This window comes from Agromyces sp. Y558 (genome assembly GCF_059445415.1).
In genome coordinates this window covers 1941144-1960880 of the sequence record NZ_JCAIUH010000001.1, presented here as the reverse complement: position 1 = coordinate 1960880, position 19737 = coordinate 1941144, and the positions used below count along the sequence as shown (strand labels likewise).

Here is a 19737-nt window from a genome sequence, read left to right as displayed (position 1 = left end):
CAAGGTCACCGCGCTTCGGTCCCAGGCCACAGCACCACTCGCGCCGTGCGCCACAGCAGCACGATGTCGCCAGTGAGCGACCAGTTCTCGACGTAGTAGAGATCGAGTCTGATCGCGTCGTCCCACGCGAGATTCGAACGGCCGCTCACCTGCCAGAGTCCCGTCATGCCCGGTTGCACGAGAAGGCGGCGGCGCGCGGTCCGTTGGTACAACGCCACCTCGGACGGGCGTTGCGGACGCGGGCCGACCAGGCTCATGTCGCCGACGAGGACGTTGACCAGCTGCGGCAGTTCATCGAGCGAGTACTTGCGCAGGACCCGCCCGACTCGCGTGATCCTCGGGTCTTCATCGACCTTGAACAACGGAATGGAGTCCGTGCCCTGATCCGCAAGCAGATCCGTGAGACGACTGTCGGCACCTTCGACCATCGAGCGGAATTTGAAGAGCGTGAAGGAGTCCCCGTTCAGGCCGGCGCGCTCCTGTCGGTACATCACCGGGCCTGGGCCGGAACGCTTGACCAGGATGGCGACGACCGCGAACAACGGCGCCAGCAGCACGAGCAGTGCAAAAGCGCCGACGAGATCGAGCGCACGTTTCGTCACGCGATTGCGCCCCTCCAGTCGCGGTGTCTCCACATGGATGAGCGGCAACCCTGCGACCGGCCTGGTATGGATGCGGGGGCCACCGATGTCGATCAGGCTCGGTGCCATCACGAGATGCTCATGGCCGGGCACGAGTCCCCAGCTGAACTCGCGGGTGCGCTCGGGTGAGAGTTCGTCGGAGCTCGTGATGACGAGGGTATCGGCATCGAGTTGCCGCATGATGTCGAGGGTGAGGTCGAGGTCGCGCTCGACGAACACGCCCGTACCGGCGAGCGTGTCCGCGTCGGCATCCGGCACCACAGCGGCGACGACCCGATACCCGGCCTCCGGAGTCCGTTGGAGCTCGCGCGCGATCGTCGCCGCCGACTCCGCCGAGCCCACGAGCAGCACCCTCGACGTGTAGGCCCCTCGGCGGCGTTGCACTCCCAACCACTGCCGCCACATCCAGCGCGAGAACAGCAGCACGAGCACGCCGAGCGGGAAGGCGATGAGGATGTACCCGCGCGCGAGATCGATCTTGAACAGGAAGGCAACGATGGCGACGAGGCCGAACAGCCGAACCGAGGCATCCGTCACCGCACGGTACTCCTGCGAGCCGACGCCGAGCACACGGAATGATCGGGTGTCGAAGAGCTGCAACGCCACCATCCACGAAACCACGAGCAACACCGAGACGACGGTGTAGCTGATCGCGATGTCCTCGCGCGAACCGCTGAACCCCGTCGCCGACTGGTCGAGCCCGAGCCAGCCGATCTGCGTGCCGAACGCCACCCACAACAGCACGAGCAGGTCGGTGAGCGCCACCCGTCCGGCGTAACGCCCCGACCAGGTGCTCGTGTCCTCTCGGTCGACTCGCGCGAACGGTCGAGTCACCACCACGAGACACCACCCGGGCGGCATTCGACGGATGCCGCGATCTCACGCGCTCGCACGTCGCCCTCCCCGCACCCCGGCTGCGAGCGCCGCGACGATCGCGTCGACTGCGATGTCGATGATGCGGCCGGTCTCCGCATACGCCTGCTCCGACAGACCGAACGGGTCGGGCACGTCGTCATCGCCAGGCTCCGCCGGCGGCACCGCCAGACCGCGGCTGAGCGCAGCGAGTTCGATGATCGAAAGCACCTCGGTTCCGTCCGGCACCGTTCCGGCGGCATCCTCCGCCGTCAGGAGACCGGCGATCCGTTCGAGCTCCCGAAGCGTGAACGTGCGACGCGCCGCCCTCGGAATGATGGAGACAACGGCCGCGCGATGCTCCCTCGTCGCCGTGAGCACGAGATCGGCGGCCACGATCGACTCCGGCTCCAGTTGCGCGGCGACATGGCCCGACGGGTCGGCGCCGAGCGATCGAGCGGATGCCGCAGCGTCGGCTGTCATCGGACGACCGACGAGCGCAGCAGTCCCGGCGCTCGAGACGAGCGCGTCGATGCCCGCCCGCTCCAGGCGCGTCGCGATGAGCCGTTCGGCAAGCGGAGATCGGCACACGTTGCCCGTGCACACGACGAGGATCGACAGCGTCATGTGGCCACCCGCTCCGGGGAATAGCCGTAGCCGTACCCAGCTCCATAGCGGCCGTAGCCGTACGCGTCGGGCCCTTTCGTGGGCAGCATCGTGAGCACGATGCCCGACACGGGCGCGCCGACCGTCTCGAGCGCTGCGATCGCGCCCTTCAGGTGGCCCTTGTGGGCGCGGCCTGCGGCGACCACGACGAGCGTGCCGCCCACACTGCGGGCCAGCACCGCGGCATCCGTCACCGGCAGGAGCGGCGGGGAATCGAAGAGGACTATGTCGAACGCTCGGGTGAGCTCCTGGACGACGTCGGCCATCGCGGACGAACCGAGGAGTTCACTCGGGTTCGGCGGGATCCGACCCGCCGGCAGCACGTGCAGCGAATTCCGGCCCCAGGGCTGGATGACATCGACGAGTGAGGCCCGTCCGATGAGAACGTCGGTCAATCCGACCGCGCCTTCGATGCCGAGGTAGCTTGCGATCTTGGGCCGGCGAAGGTCGGCATCGACGAGCAGCACCCGCGAACCGGCATCGGCCAGGGCGATCGCGAGATTCGACGCCGTCGTCGACTTGCCCTCGGACTCCACCGACGAGGTGACCACGAACCCTCGCTTGGTTCGACCCGCCTCGAGGAATTGGAGGTTCGTGCGCAGGGTGCGGAACGACTCGGCGCGCGCCGAGTGCGGGTCGGCGTGCACGATGAGCGGCCGGTCCTTCGCTCTCGGATCCGCCGCGATGCCGCCGATCACTGGCGCATCGGTGATCTGCTCGACGTCGTGCTCGTTGCGGATTCGCGTGTCGAGGGTCTCTCGCAAGACGGCGATCGCGATTCCGAGGGCGAGGCCGACGAAGCCGCCGAGCAGGAGGTTGAGGGCGAGGTTCGGGCTCACCGGACTCTGCGGCACCGCCGCGTGCTGCACGAGAGTGAGCCGGACCTGCGACGGCACCGGCTCCGCCTCGTCGACCCCGGGCGTCGATTCGATGGACTCGACCACCTTCGAGAGGCTCTCCGAGACGCCGGTTGCGATCTCTGCGGCGAGTGCGGGGTCTTCGTCGACGACCGTGATCTCGATGAGGGTCGTGTCGAGTGGCGCCGTCGCGGACACTTCCCGCGCAAGTTGGTCGCCCGTCGCGTCGAGCCTGAGTTCCGCGATGACCGGCAACAGCACGATCGGCGTCGTCGCGAGGTCGGCGTAGGTCTTCACCCGCTGTTGTGTGAAGCTGTTGCCCTGTTGCAGGTCGGACACCGTCGTCGTCCCTGAGGTCGACACGAACACCTTCGCAGTCGAGCTGTATTTCGGTGTCTGCAGCATCGACACGAGCAGGGCGACGAGCACCCCGGCCACCGTCAGGATGACGATGAGCAGCCAACTCTGTCGCAGAATGCGGAGATAGTCGCGAAGTTCCAACCCTGCCTCCCCCCGAGGGCTACGCTGTGCAGCGTGGTCGATCCCCAAACTACCGTGCGGGAAGGCCGGAATGCCACGCATCCGGCCACCCAGTCTCGCTGGGGCGTCACGGATGTCGCGATCGGCGTGCTGCTCGCCCTCGCGCTCGGTTCCGGGTGGACGTGGTTGACCCGCACAGTCGTGATCGCCGAGGGCATGCAGGTCCTCGGCGCGTATCTCGCGATCTGGCTCCCCCTGTTCGGCACGTTGCTCGTTGCGAGCTATGTTCGCGGCAGCCGCTCGCTGGTGCGCGACTTCGGGCTGCGGTTCACCTGGCTCGATCTGGTGTGGGGCATCGGACTCGGTCTGCTCGTCCGCGGAGTGACGAGTCTCATCGAGCTCGCCGCGGTGGGGCGGACGTCATTCGCCGGGTCGGTGCTCGAGCCGCCGACCGGGTTCGCGTTCGTCTTCGGCGTACTGGTCGCGCCGATCCTCATCGGCCCGATCGTCGAGGAGCTCTTCTTCCGCGGGCTCGCGCTGCGAGCACTCGAGCGGTCTGCGAGCACCGCCGGAGGCGCCGGAGGCACTGCAGCACCGCGACGGATCGCGGTATCCGTCGCCGTCGTCGTATCGGCCGCCGTCTTCGCACTGCTCCACCTGTTCGACGGAGCCGCCATGACCGCGGGTACGGCGGTCGTCACGTTCAGCGGCCCGTTCGTGCTCGGCCTCGGCGCGGGTCTTCTCACCGTGCTGACCGGTCGCCTCGGTGGAGCAGTCATCGGGCACGTGGTCTACAACAGCGTGCTGATCGTCACACTCGTGAGCAACATAGGCTGAGGCGCGCTCACGTCTCAGGCGAGCATCAGTGGTGGCGCCCGTTCAGCACCCCGCCGCTCTCTTCGAGATAGCAGACTCCGCAGAGCGACTCGTAGGTGACCGCTTGAACGCCACTTGCGCTGAGGCCCGTCGAAGCGTCGATCGCGACCTGGTCGCCGTCGAAGACGAACCGGCCGTCGATGAGCCGGGCGTTGAAGATCGCCTTACGACCGCATCGGCAGATGGTCTTCAGCTCTTCGAGACTGTGCGCCACCTCGAGCAGCCGGCGGCTGCCGGGAAACGCAACCGTCTGGAAGTCGGTGCGGATGCCGTAGGCCAGCACCGGCACGCCGTCGATGAGGGCGATGCGCAACAGATCGTCGACCTGTTCGGAGTTCAGGAACTGCGCCTCGTCGACGAGGAGGCAGCTCACGTCGCGCCCGTGCTCCTCGACGACCCGGTTGCGATGCAACTGGAACAGGTCGAGCACGTTCGTGCCGGGCGCGATCGTGAAATCGACCTCGCGCACCACACCGAGGCGCGACACGATGTCGCGGTCGCCCTTCGTGTCGATCGCCGGCTTCGTGAGCAGCACCTGATGGCCGCGCTCTTCATAGTTGAACGCGGCCTGGAGCAGCGCCGTCGACTTGCCGGAGTTCATCGCGCCGTAGCGGAAGTACAGTTTCGCCATCTACTCGAACGACCTGTCTGCCGCCGCGCAGCGGATCGGCATCAGTCGCGGCTCACTCGATGTCATAGCTCAACTCCACCGTCACATTCTCTCGCGTCAGGCTCGATTCCGCTCGCAATGCGACGGCACGTGCCACCGCGACGAACCGGTCGAGCTCGCGCCGTGTCGGCGGCGACGTCCCGACCTCGGTGACGAGGCGGATGCGTCCGCGCTCACCATGCTCGCCGTCATTCGAGAACGAGGCCCTGATGTGCCGGGAGCGACCCGCGTCGCCGATCCACGAGATGAGGGCCGTGAGCGCCGAACGCTGGTCGGCCCGGAGGTCGCCGGCGACACCGGTGGGGTCGTCGATGATCGTGTCGACCCCGCGGTTCAACCGCACATCGGCGGCGAGATCGTCGAGCCAGGTCGACTCGATGCCTGCTCGGAGCGCCCGGCGCAGTGCCTCCGCGAGCTCGCGCGCCCGGTCGGCATCGGCCACCGAGATGCGTTCGGCCGTCATGACCCCGGCGAGGAAGGGCAGCACTTCTCGGCCCAGCACCGAGACGGGGCTCTGCCGCACCGACCTGGCGATGCCCGCGCGCAACTCCGCATCGCGTTGCAGCGCCGCCCGGTTCGCCTCGCGCTGCCAGGCCAGGGTCTCCGCGATGATGCCGTAGGAGTACCCGGCAGCCGCGGCCGACATCGCCAGCACCGGGGCCGAGCTCACCGCGATGAGCGCCGCCAACGGGGCATCCGATGCCGTGTACGCCGCCGCGCCCACGACGAGGATCGAGAGCACGGCCGCTGACAGCACCCCGGCGAGCGCCGATGACACCCATGTGCAGAACGGGGCGAGCGCGAGGATCAGCATGCCGATCACCGCCGGCCCGAAGTCGTCGTAGAGATACCGGTTGTTGCCGATGGTGCTCACATATTCGGCGATGGCCGCGCCGACCGACAGGGTCACGACGAGCCACAGCCGCTCGGCGGTGAACGGCGCTCGTGCCGGTGATGCGGAAACTGCAGCCGCTGTGCCGGCGCCGGCCACGAGCACGAGCGCGACGACCGCGGCGACCGGCGAACCGACCTCGTCCCAGTGCCACCACGTCAACGAGCCCGCCAGTGCGAACGCGAGTAGCGCACCGATCGTCACGATCGGTGACGCGGCGATCGCCCCGATCGGATCGGCCTCTTGTTGCGTGAGTCGCATGCGCCCGCTCATTCGCCGCCCTCGGGCACGGTCAACACGATGGTCGTGCCGATGCCTTTCGTCGACCACAGGCGCACCGTGCCATGCTCCTGCTCGATTCGCGCGCGAATCGAGGTGCGTAATCCGATGCGGTCGGGTGGCACCTCGGCCTCGTCGAAGCCGACGCCGCTGTCCATCACCGCGACCGTCACCTCGCCACCGCCGAGGCCCAGGGCGAGCTCGGCCTGCGAGACGCCGGCGTGGCGGGCGACGTTGATGAGGCATTGCGCCACCGCTGCGTCGAGGGCCGCCACCCGCCGCGGTCCGAGGGTGCCGAGCACCGCGAAGTCACCCGTGACCCGCACCTCGAGGCCTGCGTTCGCGGCGGAAGAGAATGCGTGGCCGAGCGAAGGTGCGGTCTCTTCGGTCGGCGCGCGAGGGTCGATGGATGCCGCGTTGCGGCCGCTGCGCTGGCTCGAACGCCGTGCGCTGGGCCGTCCGTCTGCTCCCGGACTGCCGCCGCTCCAACCTTGCGCGCCGCCGGCTCCGGCCGCGCCGACTGCTGCGGCCGGCGAGTCGTCCGAGGGCTGCTGGCGACCGAGCCCGACCCCCGCGAGCTCTGTCGGCGCGGTACCGGCAAGGGCCATCGCATGGTCGATCGCCCAATCACGGCCGACGATGAGACCGAGGTCTTGACGGATGCCCGCGCGCAGGCGTTCGTCGACCGGGCCCGATCCGTCCGCCGCAATCGCCACGAGATGGCTGAGCGCGGTGTCATGCAGACGGGCGGTGGCACGGACCTCGTAGTCGTGCCGGATCGAGAGCTCCCGAGTCTGCTGACTCGCCCGCTGCAGCCCGGTCTCCCGACGCATGTCGAGCCGGCGGGTGACACCGTCGAACACTCGCACGACGACGACCAAGCCGAACGCGAGCCCGGCTGAGGCACTCGGAGCGTACGTGCCGCCGATGAGAGCGACCCCGAGGAACGCGGCCGCCTCACCGAGTCCGTAGCCGAGGGTCGCCCACGTGAGCGCGATCACCGAGCCGCTGCCCGCGCCGCCGACGAGGAGCAGCGCGACCCGGGGCAGGGCGAGCACCGCGTTGTTCGTCGTCGTGAATTCGCCACCCGGCTCCATGACGATCACGGTCAGCGCGAAGACGACACCGGTACCGATGACGAGATAGATGACGGTGAAGATGACCGTGGGATACCGCACGACGAGGGCGAGCAGCACGATCATGACGAACACGAGCGCAGCGGCCGTCCATCCCTCGGATTCACGGCCGATGGTCGCCATGACGACGCCGAGGAGCGTGGCGATGCCGAGGCACGTGAATGCGGCGCAATGACCGGCATTCGCGAGCGCCCGACTCAGCGAATCTCGCGCAAGGTGTCCTGGCAACCCCAGGGTCATCCTGATCCTCCGCTCTACCCGCCCGGCGAACAGCGATGTTCGGGCTTCTGCGGATTATCCCAGTTTCGAGGCCATCCGCGCGGACGACGCGATCAGAACAATGCCGATGGATCGGGCGGCGACCCGAGCATGTCGGGCAGTTCACCCCGCGAGATGGCTCCGCGACGCACATCACCGGCCCGTTGAACGCCGCCCACGACACGCCCGAGCGCCGACGACCGCACGCCCCCGGTCACGGGGTCTTCACGCCCGTGCTCGAGCCCATGCGCCCTGATCAGCGGTCGAATGCGCTCGCCGAGCCACTGCCGATACGCCTTCGGCGCGTAGGCGTTGTTGCCGTAGTACATCGAGCGGTACTTCGGCACGAGTTCGGGGTGGGCTCGCTCGAGCCACTGCATGAACCAGGGCTTGACCGTGCCGCGAAGATGCAACGCCGTGTAGAGCACACTCGTGCCCCCCGCAGCCTTCACCTGGCGTAGTGCCTCGTCGAGGTGGGTCTTGCTGTCGGTGAGGTACGGCAGGATCGGCATGAGGAAGACGGAACAGTCGAGACCTGCCTCGCGCACGGCGGTGACCGTCGCAAGTCTCGCCTTCGCGCTCGGCGTACCCGGCTCCACCGATTGCTGCAACTCGTGATCGTAGATCGCGATCGACATCGCGAGATCGACGGGCACGTGCTCGGCCGCTTCGACGAGGAGCGGCAGATCGCGGCGTAGCAGCGTGCCTTTCGTGAGGATGCTGAAGGGCGTGCCGCTCGAGGCGAGCGCGTCGATGATGCCGGGCATGAGCGAGTAGCGCCCTTCGGCCCGCTGGTAGGGGTCGGTGTTGGTGCCGAGTGCCACGGGCTCGTGCCGCCACGACGGCTTCGCGAGGTCGGCGCGAAGCACCTCGTCGACGTTGACCTTCACGATGATCTGCCGGTCGAAGTCGTCGCCCGCATCGAGGTCGAGGTACTCGTGCGTCGGCCGAGCGAAACAGTTGTGACTGACGACTCCGTTCGCGACGAAGTCGCCGGTCGACGTCGTGATGTCGAGCATGTCGATGATCTCGCCGAGCGGCTCGATTGACACCACGCGGAGGTCGGCGATCGTTTTCACCGTCGCCCCAGTGAGCGCGAGCTTACGGGTAATGGCCGGCTGTGAGACCGCGAAGAACGCGTTTCGTGCTGAGAGTCCTCCGCGAACGCGGATGTTCGCGACGCCGTTCGATCTCGCCGACTCGCGGACGAACGGAATCTCGAACACCGACAGGGCTCGTTCGATGGCCACGAGGATCGAATCATCCGAGTTGCTGATACGCAGGATGCCCCGCGCGCACGAGCCCTCGGCATCGAAGATGCCCCCGAGGAATCCCGCCGACCATTCGAGATCGGGTTCAGTCGGCCAGTCGACCAGCGACGAGATCGCATCGAAGTCCACCGCCCGGCTGGTGCGGATGGCTGTTATCGCACGTCTCGTCGCGGTCGCCGGAGCGAACGCGAACGTCGAGGTCACCACGTCCATTCTGCTCAGGTACTCACGCGATCGGTCGAGCGCTTCAGTATCGGCGAGCGCCAGACGGAAGCGACTCGCGAGATAGGTTCCGCCCTTGGCTCTCGGGTAGCGCCGGCGAAGCATCATCGCATCACCCCGCACCATTCCGGTCAGGTATCCCCGCATGTATTCCAGGGAGGAGACCGATGAGGAACTGCGCAAGCCCCGGTCGCCGAACCCGATGAGCGAATTCGATGTCGTGAGATACGGACGCTGCCCCGGCCCTGACATCGCTCCGGTGACGTGCTTCCACCCACGATCAGTCAGGAACCGGTGATCTCCGCTCGCGACGAGGGTCGTGCCGTCGGCAAGGCGCACACGGTAGGCGAGCTTGCGCGTCGACCACTTCGCCAACACCTTCGACGGTGCACACCTTCGGTACGCGCCGACGATCTTCGTACCCATCACCTCATCACCGATCTCGACCGTCGAAAGCGACTTCTGGCGACCATCGGCGAGCGTGATCACCGTGTCGGGGTGCAGGCAATAGGCGCATGCATGTGTGCAGCCCCGATATGGGTTGATGGTCCATCCGAACGGCATCGACGATTGGCCGGGCACGCGATTGAGGGCCGACTTCGCGAGTATCTCGTGAAAGGTGACCCCGGCGAAGTCGGGGGTCTGCACCGAGCGCACGAGATTGTTGAGCTTGGCGAGGCCCGGCAACGCGCCGACCTGCTCGACGCCCAATTCCTGTCCACTCCACCGCATACGGACATTCGAACACATGTTCTGGGTATCTGTCTAACTGAAGTAGACTCGTGGCCGTGGCTGAGTCTGCTCATCCGGTCGGCGGGGTCGACTACCCGCGGACGTTTCAAGAACTGCGCGAGTGGTTCCCCGACGACGCGGCGTGTCTGGAGTATCTGGCGTTGCTGCGGTGGCCAGGCGGGTTCATCTGCCCTGGCTGCATGGGTCGTGAATCCTGGGCGACGGGTGCGGGCTTGTGGATGTGTCGGGCGTGCGGGCGGCGGACGTCGGTGACTGCGGGCACGATCTTCCATCGAACTCGTACCCCGCTGTCGACGTGGTTCGCGGCGGCGTGGTTCATCACGTCGCAGAAGAACGGGATGTCCGCGCAGAGCCTGCAACGGGTCCTGGGGCTGAAGTCGTACGAGACGGCGTGGGCGTGGATGCACAAACTGCGCCGGGCGATGGTGCGCCCGGAACGCGAACTGCTGCAGGGAGTGGTCGAGGTGGACGAGACGTTCGTCGGCGGCGTCAGCATCGGGCGCTCCGGCGCGAGTTCCACGAAGGCGGTCGTGATGGTCGCCGTTGAAAAGCCCGGGCCAGGTCGCAAGCTCGGCCGGATTCGGCTCGGGGTGGCGGACCGGCCGAACACGCTCGGACTGGTCGCCTTCGCGCAGAACAGCGTCGTACAGGGCTCGACGATCCACACCGACGGTGCCCGGATGATGCGCCGGCTGTCCGATCTCGGCTACGCGCACGAGTACGCCACCGGGTACAACGCCCCCGACCCATCCGCGGTGCTGCCGGGCGTGCACCTGACCGCGTCACTGCTGAAACGCTGGCTGACGGGTACCCTGCACTACGGCGTCGCCGAGCATCAGCTGCCGTACTACCTCGACGAGTTCACGTTCCGATTCAACCGGCGCAACGCGACCAGTCGCGGCCTGCTGTTCTACCGGCTCCTGCAACAGGCCGTACACACCGACCCGCACCCGCTCGACGACCTCCTCGACCCCGACTCGAATCCACACCTCAGCGCGAATGACTGACAGTGACTGATTTACGACTGCGTGCGGGAATGAAGGACCGTAGCGCGTGATGCGGTCCCTCATTCCCCACTCTTCAGTCAGAACTCAAAAATCGTTGCGAGTTCGTCTGATAGCAAGACCGTGCACGGGAGATTGCGCAAGATCTCGGCCTGAGTAGAGACTCCGCGAAGCCTCGCGGCCTGCACGTACTCCTCCCAGGGGAACGACCCGGGATGGGGGTCATCGGCTTTTACCAACGTCAGAACTTCTGAGACGACATCCGCCGGCGTGCGCTTCCACGATACGGCCTCCACGTTGCCGTGTTTGAAGGAGGAGACTCCGCGGTCCATGTCAAGTCGGAGCATCGAGTCATCCGACAATCGCAAGTACTGAGTAATCTTCATACTCAGTGACGGTCTGGGTTTTCCCCGCGGGTGCTCGTCGAGCTCGCAGATGATAACCAGACCAGTCACCGACAGCTTTGCGATGTCGAAGGGGAGGCGCTTGGCTGCTCCGGACCCCATCTCGTCCACACGGCTCGGCACAAAACGAATCTGCTCATCCTCACTCATGCAGGGGAGCAGTTCAGATCCTTCTGCACACCGTCGTCCGCTGCGAGCAGCAAACCGATCTTCTTTGAGTTCCTTGTCGCCGACACTTTCAACGAACCTCCTTGGTCTGGTACCTGCACCATCCTCGGAATGTTGATCAAGATCAACCTTGTATTCGCGGTCTCAGTTTGCTAACGAAGAGGGGCCGTCGTGGATCCAGGGCATCGCAACTCGTGAAGGCGTCGGGCGGCCCCGACATGGCGGAACATGCCGGGACCGGGTCAACGAAGGCACACTTCAGCTAAGCAGATACCCCGAACACATGTTCGAATGAGAAGCAAGCCGATGCCTCGGCGCGGCGTGCACACCGCGGCATCCGCTCGCACCGCGGCATCCGCTCGCTCTGCGGCATCCGCTCCCCCAGCGCGTGCAGTTTGTAGGACGATGGCGCCTTTGTAGGTCATTCACGAACCGACCTGTCCTACATTGCGACGTTCGTCCTACGAACAGTGCGACGTTCGCGGCGCGACCCTGCGGCGTTCGTCCTACGAACTCGCGAGGGCTGGGGCGATGAGCTCGGCCGCGCGGCCGGCGTCGAGCTCCAACGTCTCACCCGACCAGCGGCGTCGCAGCCACCGATCGTGGCTCGCGATGACGACCGCACCGGGGTAGGCGCCGAGCGCCTCCTCGAGATCGGTGGCCAGGGCGAGCGAGAGGTGGTTCGTCGGCTCGTCGAGCAGGAACACGTGCGGCGGCCGGGCGATCACGAGCGCGAGCGCGAGCCGGCGCTGCTGCCCCACCGAGAGCGACCCGATCGGGCGCGACTCGTCTCGCGGAGCGATGAGGCCGAGCCCTCCGAGCGGCACCTGCTCGGCGCGGCGCTCGCCGAGCACGCGTTCGTAGAGACCACGGGGCGAGGCCTCCGGGTCGGCAAATCGCACATCCTGTTCGAGCAACTGCACGCGAAGCCCCTTGCGCCGGTGCACGACGCCCCGGTCGACACGCTGGGTACCCGCGAGCACGTTCAGGAGTGTCGACTTGCCCGCGCCGTTCGCACCGGTCACGAGCAGCCTCGTGAGCGGCGCGACCTGCAGCGCGTCGAGCGCGAGCCGGCCGTCGACGGCGACATCCGTGACCTGCACCAGCAGGCCGGCCGCCGCCTCGAGTGCGTGCGAACCCGACGGGATGCCGGCGAACGCGAGCGGCGCCGGCGGCTTCCGCACCTGCTCACGCTCGAGCGTTGCGAGCCGGAGCTCGGCATTGCGAACCCGGCGGGAGACGGCCTGATCGACGTTCTCGCCCTTGAAATGGCGGATGAACTTGTCGTTGTCGGTCGCCGCTCGACCATGGGCGACGCGACGCGATGCGCCCGCGACGTCGCCGCGGAGCCGCCGCAGCTCCGCCTGCTCGTCGTCGTACTGACGCAGCCAGCGCACCCGCTCCTCCCCCTTGACGGTGAGGAACTCCGAGAAGCTCCCGCCGAAGACCGTGCCGCCAGATGCCGCGAGCGACTCCTCGCGCGAGGCGCCCGCAGCCGTGCCGCCTCGACTCGCGTCGGCACCCGAGCCGGCGAGCGCGAGCGCCCCTGCCCGCCCAGGGTCGAGGTCGAGCAGGCCGGTGGCCGCACGATCGAGGAACTCCCGATCGTGACTGGCGAACACGACCGGTCCGCGCCAGGCGCGCAGCCGATCCTCGAGGAACGTCGCGGCGTCGTCGTCGAGGTGGTTCGTCGGCTCATCGAGCAGCAGTGCGTCGGGCGCGCTGAGGAGCAGCGCGGCGAGCGCGAAGCGCGACCGCTGACCGCCCGAGAGCTCGTCGATGCGACGGTCGAGACCGAGCGTGCCGACGCCGAGCCCGTCGAGGAGTTCGTCGCGGCGAGCGTCAGCACTCCAGACGTCGGCGCGTTCGGCCGCGTCGAGCGCCGCCGAGTACCGCGCCGAGGCGCCGGAGCCATCGACGGCGAGCGCCGCCGCTGCGTCGTCGAGCTCGCGCTCGATGGCACGCACCTCGGCGAGGGCCGCTTCGAGCACCCCGCCGACGCGATCCTGCGGGTCGAACGCCAGCTCCTGCGAGAGCAGACCGGTGCGGTGCGGACGCGTGATGCGACCCGAGGTCGCGACGTTCGATGAAGCGGATGCCGCGGCATCCGCTCGCTCGAAGTCGCCGGCCAGCAGCCGGAGCAGCGTGGACTTGCCGGCGCCGTTCTCGCCGATCAGGCCGAGTCGTTGAGCCGGCGCGACGGCGAAGCCGAGGTCGGTGAACACACGTCGATCGGGGTACGAGACCGAGAGCCCGTCGACGCGGAGATAGTGGGAATGGGTGACGAATACAGCCATGGGTACGCCCTTTGCGGGAATGCCCCCGAGCGGTCGACGGATGCCGCGGCGCACGTCCGTTCGAACGATGCACCGAACTGGCGGAGCGCGGGCGCGCGGCGCCGACGACCGCCCGGGAGCGGAGAGAAGCCCCGCCGGGCATTGCCGTCGATGGGTGCGCGCAGATGCTGTCGCGATCAGCACGGTGTGATCAGAACCGTGGGCACACCCATGTCAACGGCGCCTCAGGCGCGGGACGATGGTGTGTACTCACTTCATAGCGGATACGACGGTACCAGACGTCACCGCAAAAGCAAAGGGGACAGTCTCAGGCCGCGAGGCCCAGCACCTTCGCGGTCTCTGCGAGCGTGGCCGACGCGACCGCCGGATCGGTCGAGAGCTTGGTGCCGTAGCTCGGGATCATCTCTCGCAGCTTCGGCTCCCATGCCGCCATGCGGTCGGGGAAGCAGCGAGCGAGCACGTCGAGCATGATCGGAGCCGCAGTCGACGCACCCGGAGAGGCACCGAGCAGACCGGCGATCGTGCCATCTGCGCCCGTGATGATCTCGGTGCCGAACTGCAGGATGCCGCCCTTCTCAGGGTCTTTCTTCATGACCTGCACGCGTTGGCCGGCGGTGATGAGCTCCCAGTCCTCGCTCTTGGCCGTCGGCATGAACTCCCGCAGCGCTGCGAGCTTCTTGTCGCGCGAGGCGAGCAGCTCGGAGACGAGGTACGTCACGAGATCGAAGTTCTTGAACGCCACTTGGAGCATCGGGCCGATGTTGTGCAGACGGATCGAGAACGGCAGGTCGAACCAGGTCGAGGTCTTCAGGAACTTCGGCGTGAACCCGGCGTAGGGCCCGAAGAGCAGTGCGGTCTCGCCGTCGACGACGCGGGTGTCGAGGTGCGGCACCGACATCGGCGGCGCACCCTTCGCGGCCTTGCCGTAGACCTTCGCCTGATGCTGTGCGACGAGCTTGGGGTTCGTCGTGCGGAAGAACTGGCCCGAGATCGGGAACCCGCCGAAACCCTTGATCTCGGGGATGCCCGAGTGCTGCAACAGTGCGAGCGCACCTCCGCCGGCACCGACGAAGACGAACCGCGCGTTCACCGTCTTCGGCGTGTTGCCGACGAGGTGGCGCAGCCGGATCTTCCACGTGCCGTCGCTCTTGCGCTTGAGCGAGGTGACCTGGTGGTTCGTCGCCACCTCTGCACCGCGCTGCTCGATGTCTCGCAGCAGCGACGTCGTGAGTGCGCCGAAGTCGACGTCGGTGCCCGCCACGATGCGAGTCGCTGCGACGCGGGCCTTGGGGTTGCGCTTCTTGGCGAGGAGCGGGGTCCACTCGGCGATGCGCTCGAGGTCTTCGGTGTACTCGACGTCGGGGAAGAGCGGCTGGTCTTGCAGGGCGGCGACGCGCTTCTTGAGGTACTCGATGTTGGCTTTGCCCTTGACGAACGTCATGTGCGGCGCCGAGTTGATGAAATTGTGCGGCTCGGGCAGCGCGCCGTGCTGCACGAGGTACGACCAGTACTGGCGGCTCACCTGGAACTGCTCGTTGATCGAGACGGCCTTGTCGGCACTGACCGTGCCGTCGGGGTTCTCGGGCATGTAGTTGAGCTCGCAGAGGGCCGCGTGGCCGGTACCCGCGTTGTTCCACGCGTTCGACGACTCCTGCGCGACCTCGCCGAGGCGCTCGTATACGCGGATCGACCAGTCGGGTTGGAGTTGCGAGAGCAGGGAGCCGAGCGTGGCGCTCATGATGCCGCCACCGATCAGCACGACATCGACGGTTTCCTCTGAATTCACGGATTCCAGTCTAGTTGGCGCCCGAGGTGCCACCGACCGGCCGTCGGCTGCTCGCCCTACGCCCGGTCCAGCACCGGGAGACCGCGCTCGTCGAGCGGCCAGGACGGGTTGTGCGCGAGCTCCCAGAGATTGCCGTCGGGGTCGGCGACGTATCCGCTGTAGCCACCCCACTCGGTCACGACCGGCGCTTTCGCGATCGATCCGCCCGCCAGCACCCAGTCGCCGAGCGCGTCGTCGACCTCTTCGCGGGAGGCGAGGTTGATGGCGAGCGCTACCGCGCGGAACCCGGGTGCGTGCGCGTGCATCGTCGGCAGCGCGGCATCCTTCGCGAGCTCGACGGTCTCCCAGAGCGCGAGCACTCCGCCCGGCGTCGCGAAGAACGCGACCTCGCCGGCGACCGATGACGGGGCTTCGCGCCAGCCGATCCTCTGGTAGAACGCCGCGGCGGTCTCGACGTCGGCGACGCCAAGCGTGACGAGGGAGAAGCGCTGCGGAATGGCCATGCACCGACGCTACGCCTGTCGCGCCGAACCCGCATCGTGCGCGCGAGCGGATGCCGCGGCGCAACGCCTGCAGCGACATCCGCTCGCCGAGTTGCCCGACTTTGTACAGAGTTGGGCAACTCGAAAGGTTCAGAGTGCAGCGATGCCACCGGCGATCAGGCCGATGCCCGCGGTGATCAGCGCCGCGGTGAGCGAGAGGACGCCGATCCAGAGCAGGACGATGAGTCGGTTCGGCTTCTCGGGGTCGCGGCCGAGCACCGAGAGGAAGAACCCGGCCGGCATGAGGATCGCGGCGACCGGCACGCCGACGCGGGCGAGCCACATCCAGAAGCCGTCGAGCGCGGCGTACGAGATGACCGCGAGGATCGCGACCGAGAGCACGAGCAGCACGGCCGCGTGCGCATGGCCGGCCCGGAAGAAGCTCAGCTGCAGTCGATTGGCGGGCACCTTTCCGCGCAGCACTTTGGTGAGGAAGTAGCCGCCGCTCTCGACGGTGACGAGGGCGAGCAGGAGAATGCCGATGAGGATGAGGTTGTCTGCGGACGGCATGGCCGGTCCTTCCTTCGGGGTTGGTTCATGATTGGATAGTTGTACTCGCCAATATTAGAGAGTTGCACTATCCAATGCAAGGAGCTCATCTGATGCGCATCTCAGCACTCGCGGCCGAAGCCGGTCTGCCCGTCGCGACCGTCAAGTACTACCTGCGCGAAGGCCTCCTGCACGCCGGCGCCGCGAGCTCGGCTACCCAGGCGAGCTACGACGAGAGCCACGTGCGCCGACTGCGGCTCGTGCGGGCCCTCACCGGGCCCGTCGGGCTCAGCGTGCAGCAGGCGCGCACGGTGCTCCAACTCGTCGACCACCCCGGCGACGACCTCTACACGACACTCGGCCAAGCCGTCGGCGCACTCCCCCCACCGGGCGCCGAACCGGGCGAGGCGTCCGACCCGTACCCGCGCGCCCGCGCCGCGCTCGAAACCCTCGGGCAGGTCTACGACCCCGACTTCGCCGCCGTCGCCCAACTCGAAGGCGCACTCGCCGCGGCAGAAGACGCCGGTATGCCGATCACGCCCGAACGACTCGCCCGATACGGGCGGACCGCCGCCGAACTCGCCGAGTACGACCTCGAGCGGATGCCTCCGGAGCCCCACGCAGCCGTCGAGTACACCGTGCTCGGCACCGCACTCTACGAACCGGTGCTGCTCGCCCTCCGGCGCCTCGCCCATCAGGACGCGGCGGTTCGCCGCCTCGGCGGTGTCGACTAAGTCTCCGGTCCTGCTTCGTGTGCACAAATCAGGTCGGGAGGTGTGTCGCCCCGGCCCGGCGCCGATTCGCGCGCGACGAGGCCTCAGCGCGCGGGGCGGTCTCAGCGCGCGACGGGCTGCCCCTCGGGCTCCGCACCCGATCGCGTCGCCGCGGCCACCGCGGTGCGGGCGCGGTCGAGCGCTTCATCGGTCGCGCCGGCGTGACTGAGCGCCAGCAGTGCCGCGCCCACGATCGGCGCCGTCTCGAGGATCTCGATGCGGGCCAAGGGCGCGACCTGCGCAAGCCCCGTGGCGATGCCGGCGATCAGCCGCTCGTCGCCGGAACGGATGATGCCGCCGCCGAGCACGATCGGGATCGGATCCGCCTCGAGGCCGAGACGCACGACGCAAGCCCGGGCGAATGCGACGAGCTCTTCGGCCTGCCGGTCGACGAGCGAACCGGCCACGGCGTCGCCGGAACTCGCGGCCGCGAAGATCGCCGGTGCAAGCGCAGTGAGTTCGGTCGAGTCGCGACGCCCGAAATGCAGGTCCTCGATGAGCGCGGCGATCGAGGTGACGCCCAGGTGATCGACGATCGCCGCACTGAGCGACGTCGCCGGACCCCTGCCATCCGCATCGCGCGCCGCATGCCAGAGGGCCTGCTCACCGAGGCCGCCGCCGCCGCCCCAGTCACCTGAGATGCCGCCGAGCGCCGGGAAGCGCGCGTCTGCGCCGTCGGCGCGCACACCGATCGCATTCACGCCCGTGCCGCACACGATGGCGACCGCGTCGGGCTCATCGGTACCGGCACGGAGCAGTGCATAGAGGTCGTTGTCGACCACGGTCGACGCATGGGCCCACTCGAGCCCGGCGATGGCGGCGGCATACTGCTCGATCTCGATCGGCAGGTCGAGTCCGGAGAGGTAGAGACTCGCGTGCACGACGCGCCGCTCGCCCGCGACAGCACGAACCAGCTCGTCGACGACTGCGACGGCCTCTGCGAGACCCTCGAAGTGCGGACTCGAACCCGGGCCGCGTCGGTGCCCGACCAGCACGCCGTCGATCGTGAGGGCGACCGCGTCGGTCTTCGAGCCCCCACCGTCAACCGCGACGATCACACCGCCCGCCCCACCGTCGACGACTCCGCTCGCGCCGATCATCGGGCCCACTCCAAGAACGGTGCATTCTCTGCCATGAGCAGGTCGGTGAGCTGCTCGGCCCGGTCGTGCTGCAGCACGAGGGGGTGGGCCCGCATCGCGCGCAGGACACGGTCTCGTCCGCCGTGTACCGCGGCGTCGAGCGCGAGCCGCTCATACCCGGCGACACCGGCGATCAAGCCGCGGATGTCGTCGGGCAGCGGCGCGACCGGTTCCGCGACGAATCCCCCGTCGCGGAACACGGCCGGCACCTCGATGACGTGATCGTCGGGCAGGAACGGCAGCACGCCGTCGTTGCGCAGGTTGACCACGCGGGCACGGCTCGCACCGTCGCGCATGGCGGCGAGCAACTCGATCGCCGCCTCGGAGTAGAAGGCGCCGCCGCGCCCCTCGAGCGCTGCGGGCTTCTCGTGCTGCGACGGGTCGGCGTACAGCTCGAGCAGCTCGCGCTCGATGGCGCGCACCGCCTCGGCGCGGGTCGGCTCGTGCAACTGCTCGCGCAGCACCTCGTCGTGCGCGTAGTAGTAGCGCAGGTAGTACGAGGGCACAACGCCGAGCTGCGCGATGAGCGCCGGTGCGAGGTGCACTTCGTCGGCCAGCTCGCCGAGGCGGTGCGCCAGCAGGCCGGGCAACCGGTCGTCGCCGTCGATGACGACGCTGCGCTCCCACGTGAGGTGATTGAGGCCGACGTGGCCGAGGCTCACCCGGTCGTGTTCGACATCGAAGAGCGACGCGAATCGACGCTGGAACCCGATCGCCACGTTGCAGAGCCCGACCGCACGGTGACCGGCTTCGAGCAGCGCCCGGGTCACGATGCCGACAGGGTTCGTGAAGTCGACGATCCAGGCGTCGGGCTTCGCATGCGCCCGTACGACCTCGGCGATGTTCAGCACGACCGGAACGGTGCGCAACGCCTTCGCCAGCCCGCCCGGGCCGGTCGTCTCCTGACCGATGCATCCGGCCTCATGCGGCCACGTCTCGTCGGCGTGACGGGCGTCCTGCCCCCCGACCCGCAGCTGGATCAGCACGGCATCGGCATCGGCGACGCCCGCGACGAGATCGGTCGTGCCGATCACCCGTGCGGGGTGCCCGGCGTGGGAGAGCATCCGCCGCGACATCCCGGCGACGAGCGCGAGTCGGCCTTCATCCGGGTCGACGAGACGGATCTCCTCGAGCGGCAGCGTGTCGCGGAGTCGGGCGAACCCGTCGATGAGTTCTGGCGTGTACGTCGATCCACCGCCGACGATCGCGAGCTTCATTGGTCCTCATTCCAGTGCGTGGTGCGCCCCGCACTCTCGAGTGCGGAGACGGGGTTTCAGGGTCG

The 19737-nt window shown here is 68.0% G+C and carries 17 protein-coding genes; 3 read left to right on the top strand and 14 right to left on the bottom strand.

The window, feature by feature from the left end; genetic code table 11:
• Positions 1 to 5: 5 nt before the first annotated feature.
• The 3 genes from AC1C2T_RS09235 to AC1C2T_RS09225 all read right to left on the bottom strand — a co-directional run bounded on the left by AC1C2T_RS09235 (position 6) and on the right by AC1C2T_RS09225 (position 3517).
• A complete protein-coding gene (locus AC1C2T_RS09235) occupies positions 6 to 1406 on the bottom strand; it encodes a sugar transferase (RefSeq protein ID WP_495362275.1) in 1401 nt (466 codons plus the stop codon).
• Positions 1407 to 1520: 114 nt separating this feature from the next.
• Positions 1521 to 2120, bottom strand: a complete 600-nt coding sequence (locus AC1C2T_RS09230) for an arsenate reductase/protein-tyrosine-phosphatase family protein (RefSeq protein ID WP_495385072.1) — start codon at positions 2118 to 2120, stop codon at positions 1521 to 1523.
• Entirely contained in the window at positions 2117 to 3517 is a 1401-nt protein-coding gene (locus AC1C2T_RS09225; protein WP_495385071.1) for a tyrosine-protein kinase domain-containing protein, read from the bottom strand. Before AC1C2T_RS09225 ends, AC1C2T_RS09230 begins: the two co-directional genes overlap by 4 nt.
• A gap of 33 nt (positions 3518 to 3550) precedes the next feature.
• Here AC1C2T_RS09225 and AC1C2T_RS09220 point away from each other — a divergent pair, with 33 nt between their 5' ends.
• Positions 3551 to 4333, top strand: coding sequence for a CPBP family glutamic-type intramembrane protease (locus AC1C2T_RS09220; RefSeq protein WP_495385070.1), 783 nt, complete (start codon positions 3551 to 3553; stop codon positions 4331 to 4333).
• A 25-nt stretch (positions 4334 to 4358) separates the two neighbouring features.
• Here the strand turns inward: AC1C2T_RS09220 and AC1C2T_RS09215 are convergent, their stop codons facing one another.
• From AC1C2T_RS09215 to AC1C2T_RS09200, 4 genes are all read right to left on the bottom strand, one after another.
• The gene (locus tag AC1C2T_RS09215; RefSeq protein ID WP_495385069.1) at positions 4359 to 5003 is read right to left on the bottom strand and encodes a thymidine kinase; all 645 of its coding nucleotides are present in this window, start codon (positions 5001 to 5003) and stop codon (positions 4359 to 4361) included.
• 52 nt (positions 5004 to 5055) lie between these two features.
• Positions 5056 to 6195 (bottom strand): hypothetical protein, encoded by a 1140-nt coding sequence (locus AC1C2T_RS09210; protein ID WP_495385068.1) that lies wholly within the window; start codon positions 6193 to 6195, stop codon positions 5056 to 5058.
• A gap of 8 nt (positions 6196 to 6203) precedes the next feature.
• The gene (locus AC1C2T_RS09205) at positions 6204 to 7589 is read right to left on the bottom strand and encodes a sensor histidine kinase (RefSeq protein ID WP_495385067.1); all 1386 of its coding nucleotides are present in this window, start codon (positions 7587 to 7589) and stop codon (positions 6204 to 6206) included.
• 92 nt (positions 7590 to 7681) lie between these two features.
• On the bottom strand, positions 7682 to 9832 hold the full coding sequence (locus AC1C2T_RS09200; RefSeq protein ID WP_495385066.1) for an intein-containing Rv2578c family radical SAM protein: 2151 nt from the start codon (positions 9830 to 9832) through the stop codon (positions 7682 to 7684).
• A gap of 56 nt (positions 9833 to 9888) precedes the next feature.
• Between AC1C2T_RS09200 and AC1C2T_RS09195 the strand changes: the two genes are divergently transcribed.
• Positions 9889 to 10860, top strand: a complete 972-nt coding sequence (locus tag AC1C2T_RS09195; protein ID WP_495353313.1) for an IS1595 family transposase — start codon at positions 9889 to 9891, stop codon at positions 10858 to 10860.
• A gap of 77 nt (positions 10861 to 10937) precedes the next feature.
• Here AC1C2T_RS09195 and AC1C2T_RS09190 read toward each other — a convergent pair whose 3' ends face one another.
• The 5 genes from AC1C2T_RS09190 to AC1C2T_RS09170 form a co-directional block, all read right to left on the bottom strand.
• Positions 10938 to 11411, bottom strand: a complete 474-nt coding sequence (locus AC1C2T_RS09190; RefSeq protein WP_495353312.1) for a hypothetical protein — start codon at positions 11409 to 11411, stop codon at positions 10938 to 10940.
• Positions 11412 to 11935: 524 nt separating this feature from the next.
• On the bottom strand, positions 11936 to 13726 hold the full coding sequence (locus tag AC1C2T_RS09185; protein WP_495385065.1) for an ATP-binding cassette domain-containing protein: 1791 nt from the start codon (positions 13724 to 13726) through the stop codon (positions 11936 to 11938).
• 307 nt (positions 13727 to 14033) lie between these two features.
• A complete protein-coding gene (locus tag AC1C2T_RS09180; protein ID WP_495362266.1) occupies positions 14034 to 15512 on the bottom strand; it encodes a malate:quinone oxidoreductase in 1479 nt (492 codons plus the stop codon).
• 56 nt (positions 15513 to 15568) lie between these two features.
• Positions 15569 to 16015 (bottom strand): VOC family protein, encoded by a 447-nt coding sequence (locus AC1C2T_RS09175; RefSeq protein WP_495362265.1) that lies wholly within the window; start codon positions 16013 to 16015, stop codon positions 15569 to 15571.
• 129 nt (positions 16016 to 16144) lie between these two features.
• Positions 16145 to 16564: a hypothetical protein gene (locus AC1C2T_RS09170; RefSeq protein ID WP_495385064.1), complete on the bottom strand. Its 420-nt coding sequence runs from the start codon at positions 16562 to 16564 to the stop codon at positions 16145 to 16147.
• Between the two features lie 92 nt (positions 16565 to 16656).
• Here AC1C2T_RS09170 and AC1C2T_RS09165 point away from each other — a divergent pair, with 92 nt between their 5' ends.
• Positions 16657 to 17277: a MerR family transcriptional regulator gene (locus AC1C2T_RS09165; RefSeq protein WP_495385063.1), complete on the top strand. Its 621-nt coding sequence runs from the start codon at positions 16657 to 16659 to the stop codon at positions 17275 to 17277.
• 101 nt (positions 17278 to 17378) lie between these two features.
• On the opposite strand, the gene AC1C2T_RS09160 is transcribed toward AC1C2T_RS09165, so the two are convergent.
• On the bottom strand, positions 17379 to 18416 hold the full coding sequence (locus AC1C2T_RS09160; protein ID WP_495385062.1) for an N-acetylglucosamine kinase: 1038 nt from the start codon (positions 18414 to 18416) through the stop codon (positions 17379 to 17381).
• Positions 18413 to 19672 (bottom strand): family 4 glycosyl hydrolase, encoded by a 1260-nt coding sequence (locus AC1C2T_RS09155; protein ID WP_495385061.1) that lies wholly within the window; start codon positions 19670 to 19672, stop codon positions 18413 to 18415. The genes AC1C2T_RS09160 and AC1C2T_RS09155 overlap by 4 nt, the downstream gene beginning before the upstream one ends.
• Positions 19673 to 19737 lie beyond the last annotated feature (65 nt).

What these genes read in the sequence shown, in the direction of transcription:
- AC1C2T_RS09230 (WP_495385072.1), bottom strand. Translation starts at nt 2,120, where the DNA reads ATGACGCTGTCGATCCTCGTCGTGTGCACGGGCAACGTGTGCCGATCT.
- AC1C2T_RS09215 (WP_495385069.1), bottom strand. Translation starts at nt 5,003, where the DNA reads ATGGCGAAACTGTACTTCCGCTACGGCGCGATGAACTCCGGCAAGTCG.
- AC1C2T_RS09210 (WP_495385068.1), bottom strand. Translation starts at nt 6,195, where the DNA reads ATGCGACTCACGCAACAAGAGGCCGATCCGATCGGGGCGATCGCCGCG.
- AC1C2T_RS09205 (WP_495385067.1), bottom strand. Translation starts at nt 7,589, where the DNA reads ATGACCCTGGGGTTGCCAGGACACCTTGCGCGAGATTCGCTGAGTCGG.
- AC1C2T_RS09200 (WP_495385066.1), bottom strand. Translation starts at nt 9,832, where the DNA reads ATGCGGTGGAGTGGACAGGAATTGGGCGTCGAGCAGGTCGGCGCGTTG.
- AC1C2T_RS09190 (WP_495353312.1), bottom strand. Translation starts at nt 11,411, where the DNA reads ATGAGTGAGGATGAGCAGATTCGTTTTGTGCCGAGCCGTGTGGACGAG.
- AC1C2T_RS09185 (WP_495385065.1), bottom strand. Translation starts at nt 13,726, where the DNA reads ATGGCTGTATTCGTCACCCATTCCCACTATCTCCGCGTCGACGGGCTC.
- AC1C2T_RS09175 (WP_495362265.1), bottom strand. Translation starts at nt 16,015, where the DNA reads ATGGCCATTCCGCAGCGCTTCTCCCTCGTCACGCTTGGCGTCGCCGAC.
- AC1C2T_RS09170 (WP_495385064.1), bottom strand. Translation starts at nt 16,564, where the DNA reads ATGCCGTCCGCAGACAACCTCATCCTCATCGGCATTCTCCTGCTCGCC.
- AC1C2T_RS09165 (WP_495385063.1), top strand. Translation starts at nt 16,657, where the DNA reads ATGCGCATCTCAGCACTCGCGGCCGAAGCCGGTCTGCCCGTCGCGACC.
- AC1C2T_RS09160 (WP_495385062.1), bottom strand. Translation starts at nt 18,416, where the DNA reads ATGATCGGCGCGAGCGGAGTCGTCGACGGTGGGGCGGGCGGTGTGATC.
- AC1C2T_RS09155 (WP_495385061.1), bottom strand. Translation starts at nt 19,672, where the DNA reads ATGAAGCTCGCGATCGTCGGCGGTGGATCGACGTACACGCCAGAACTC.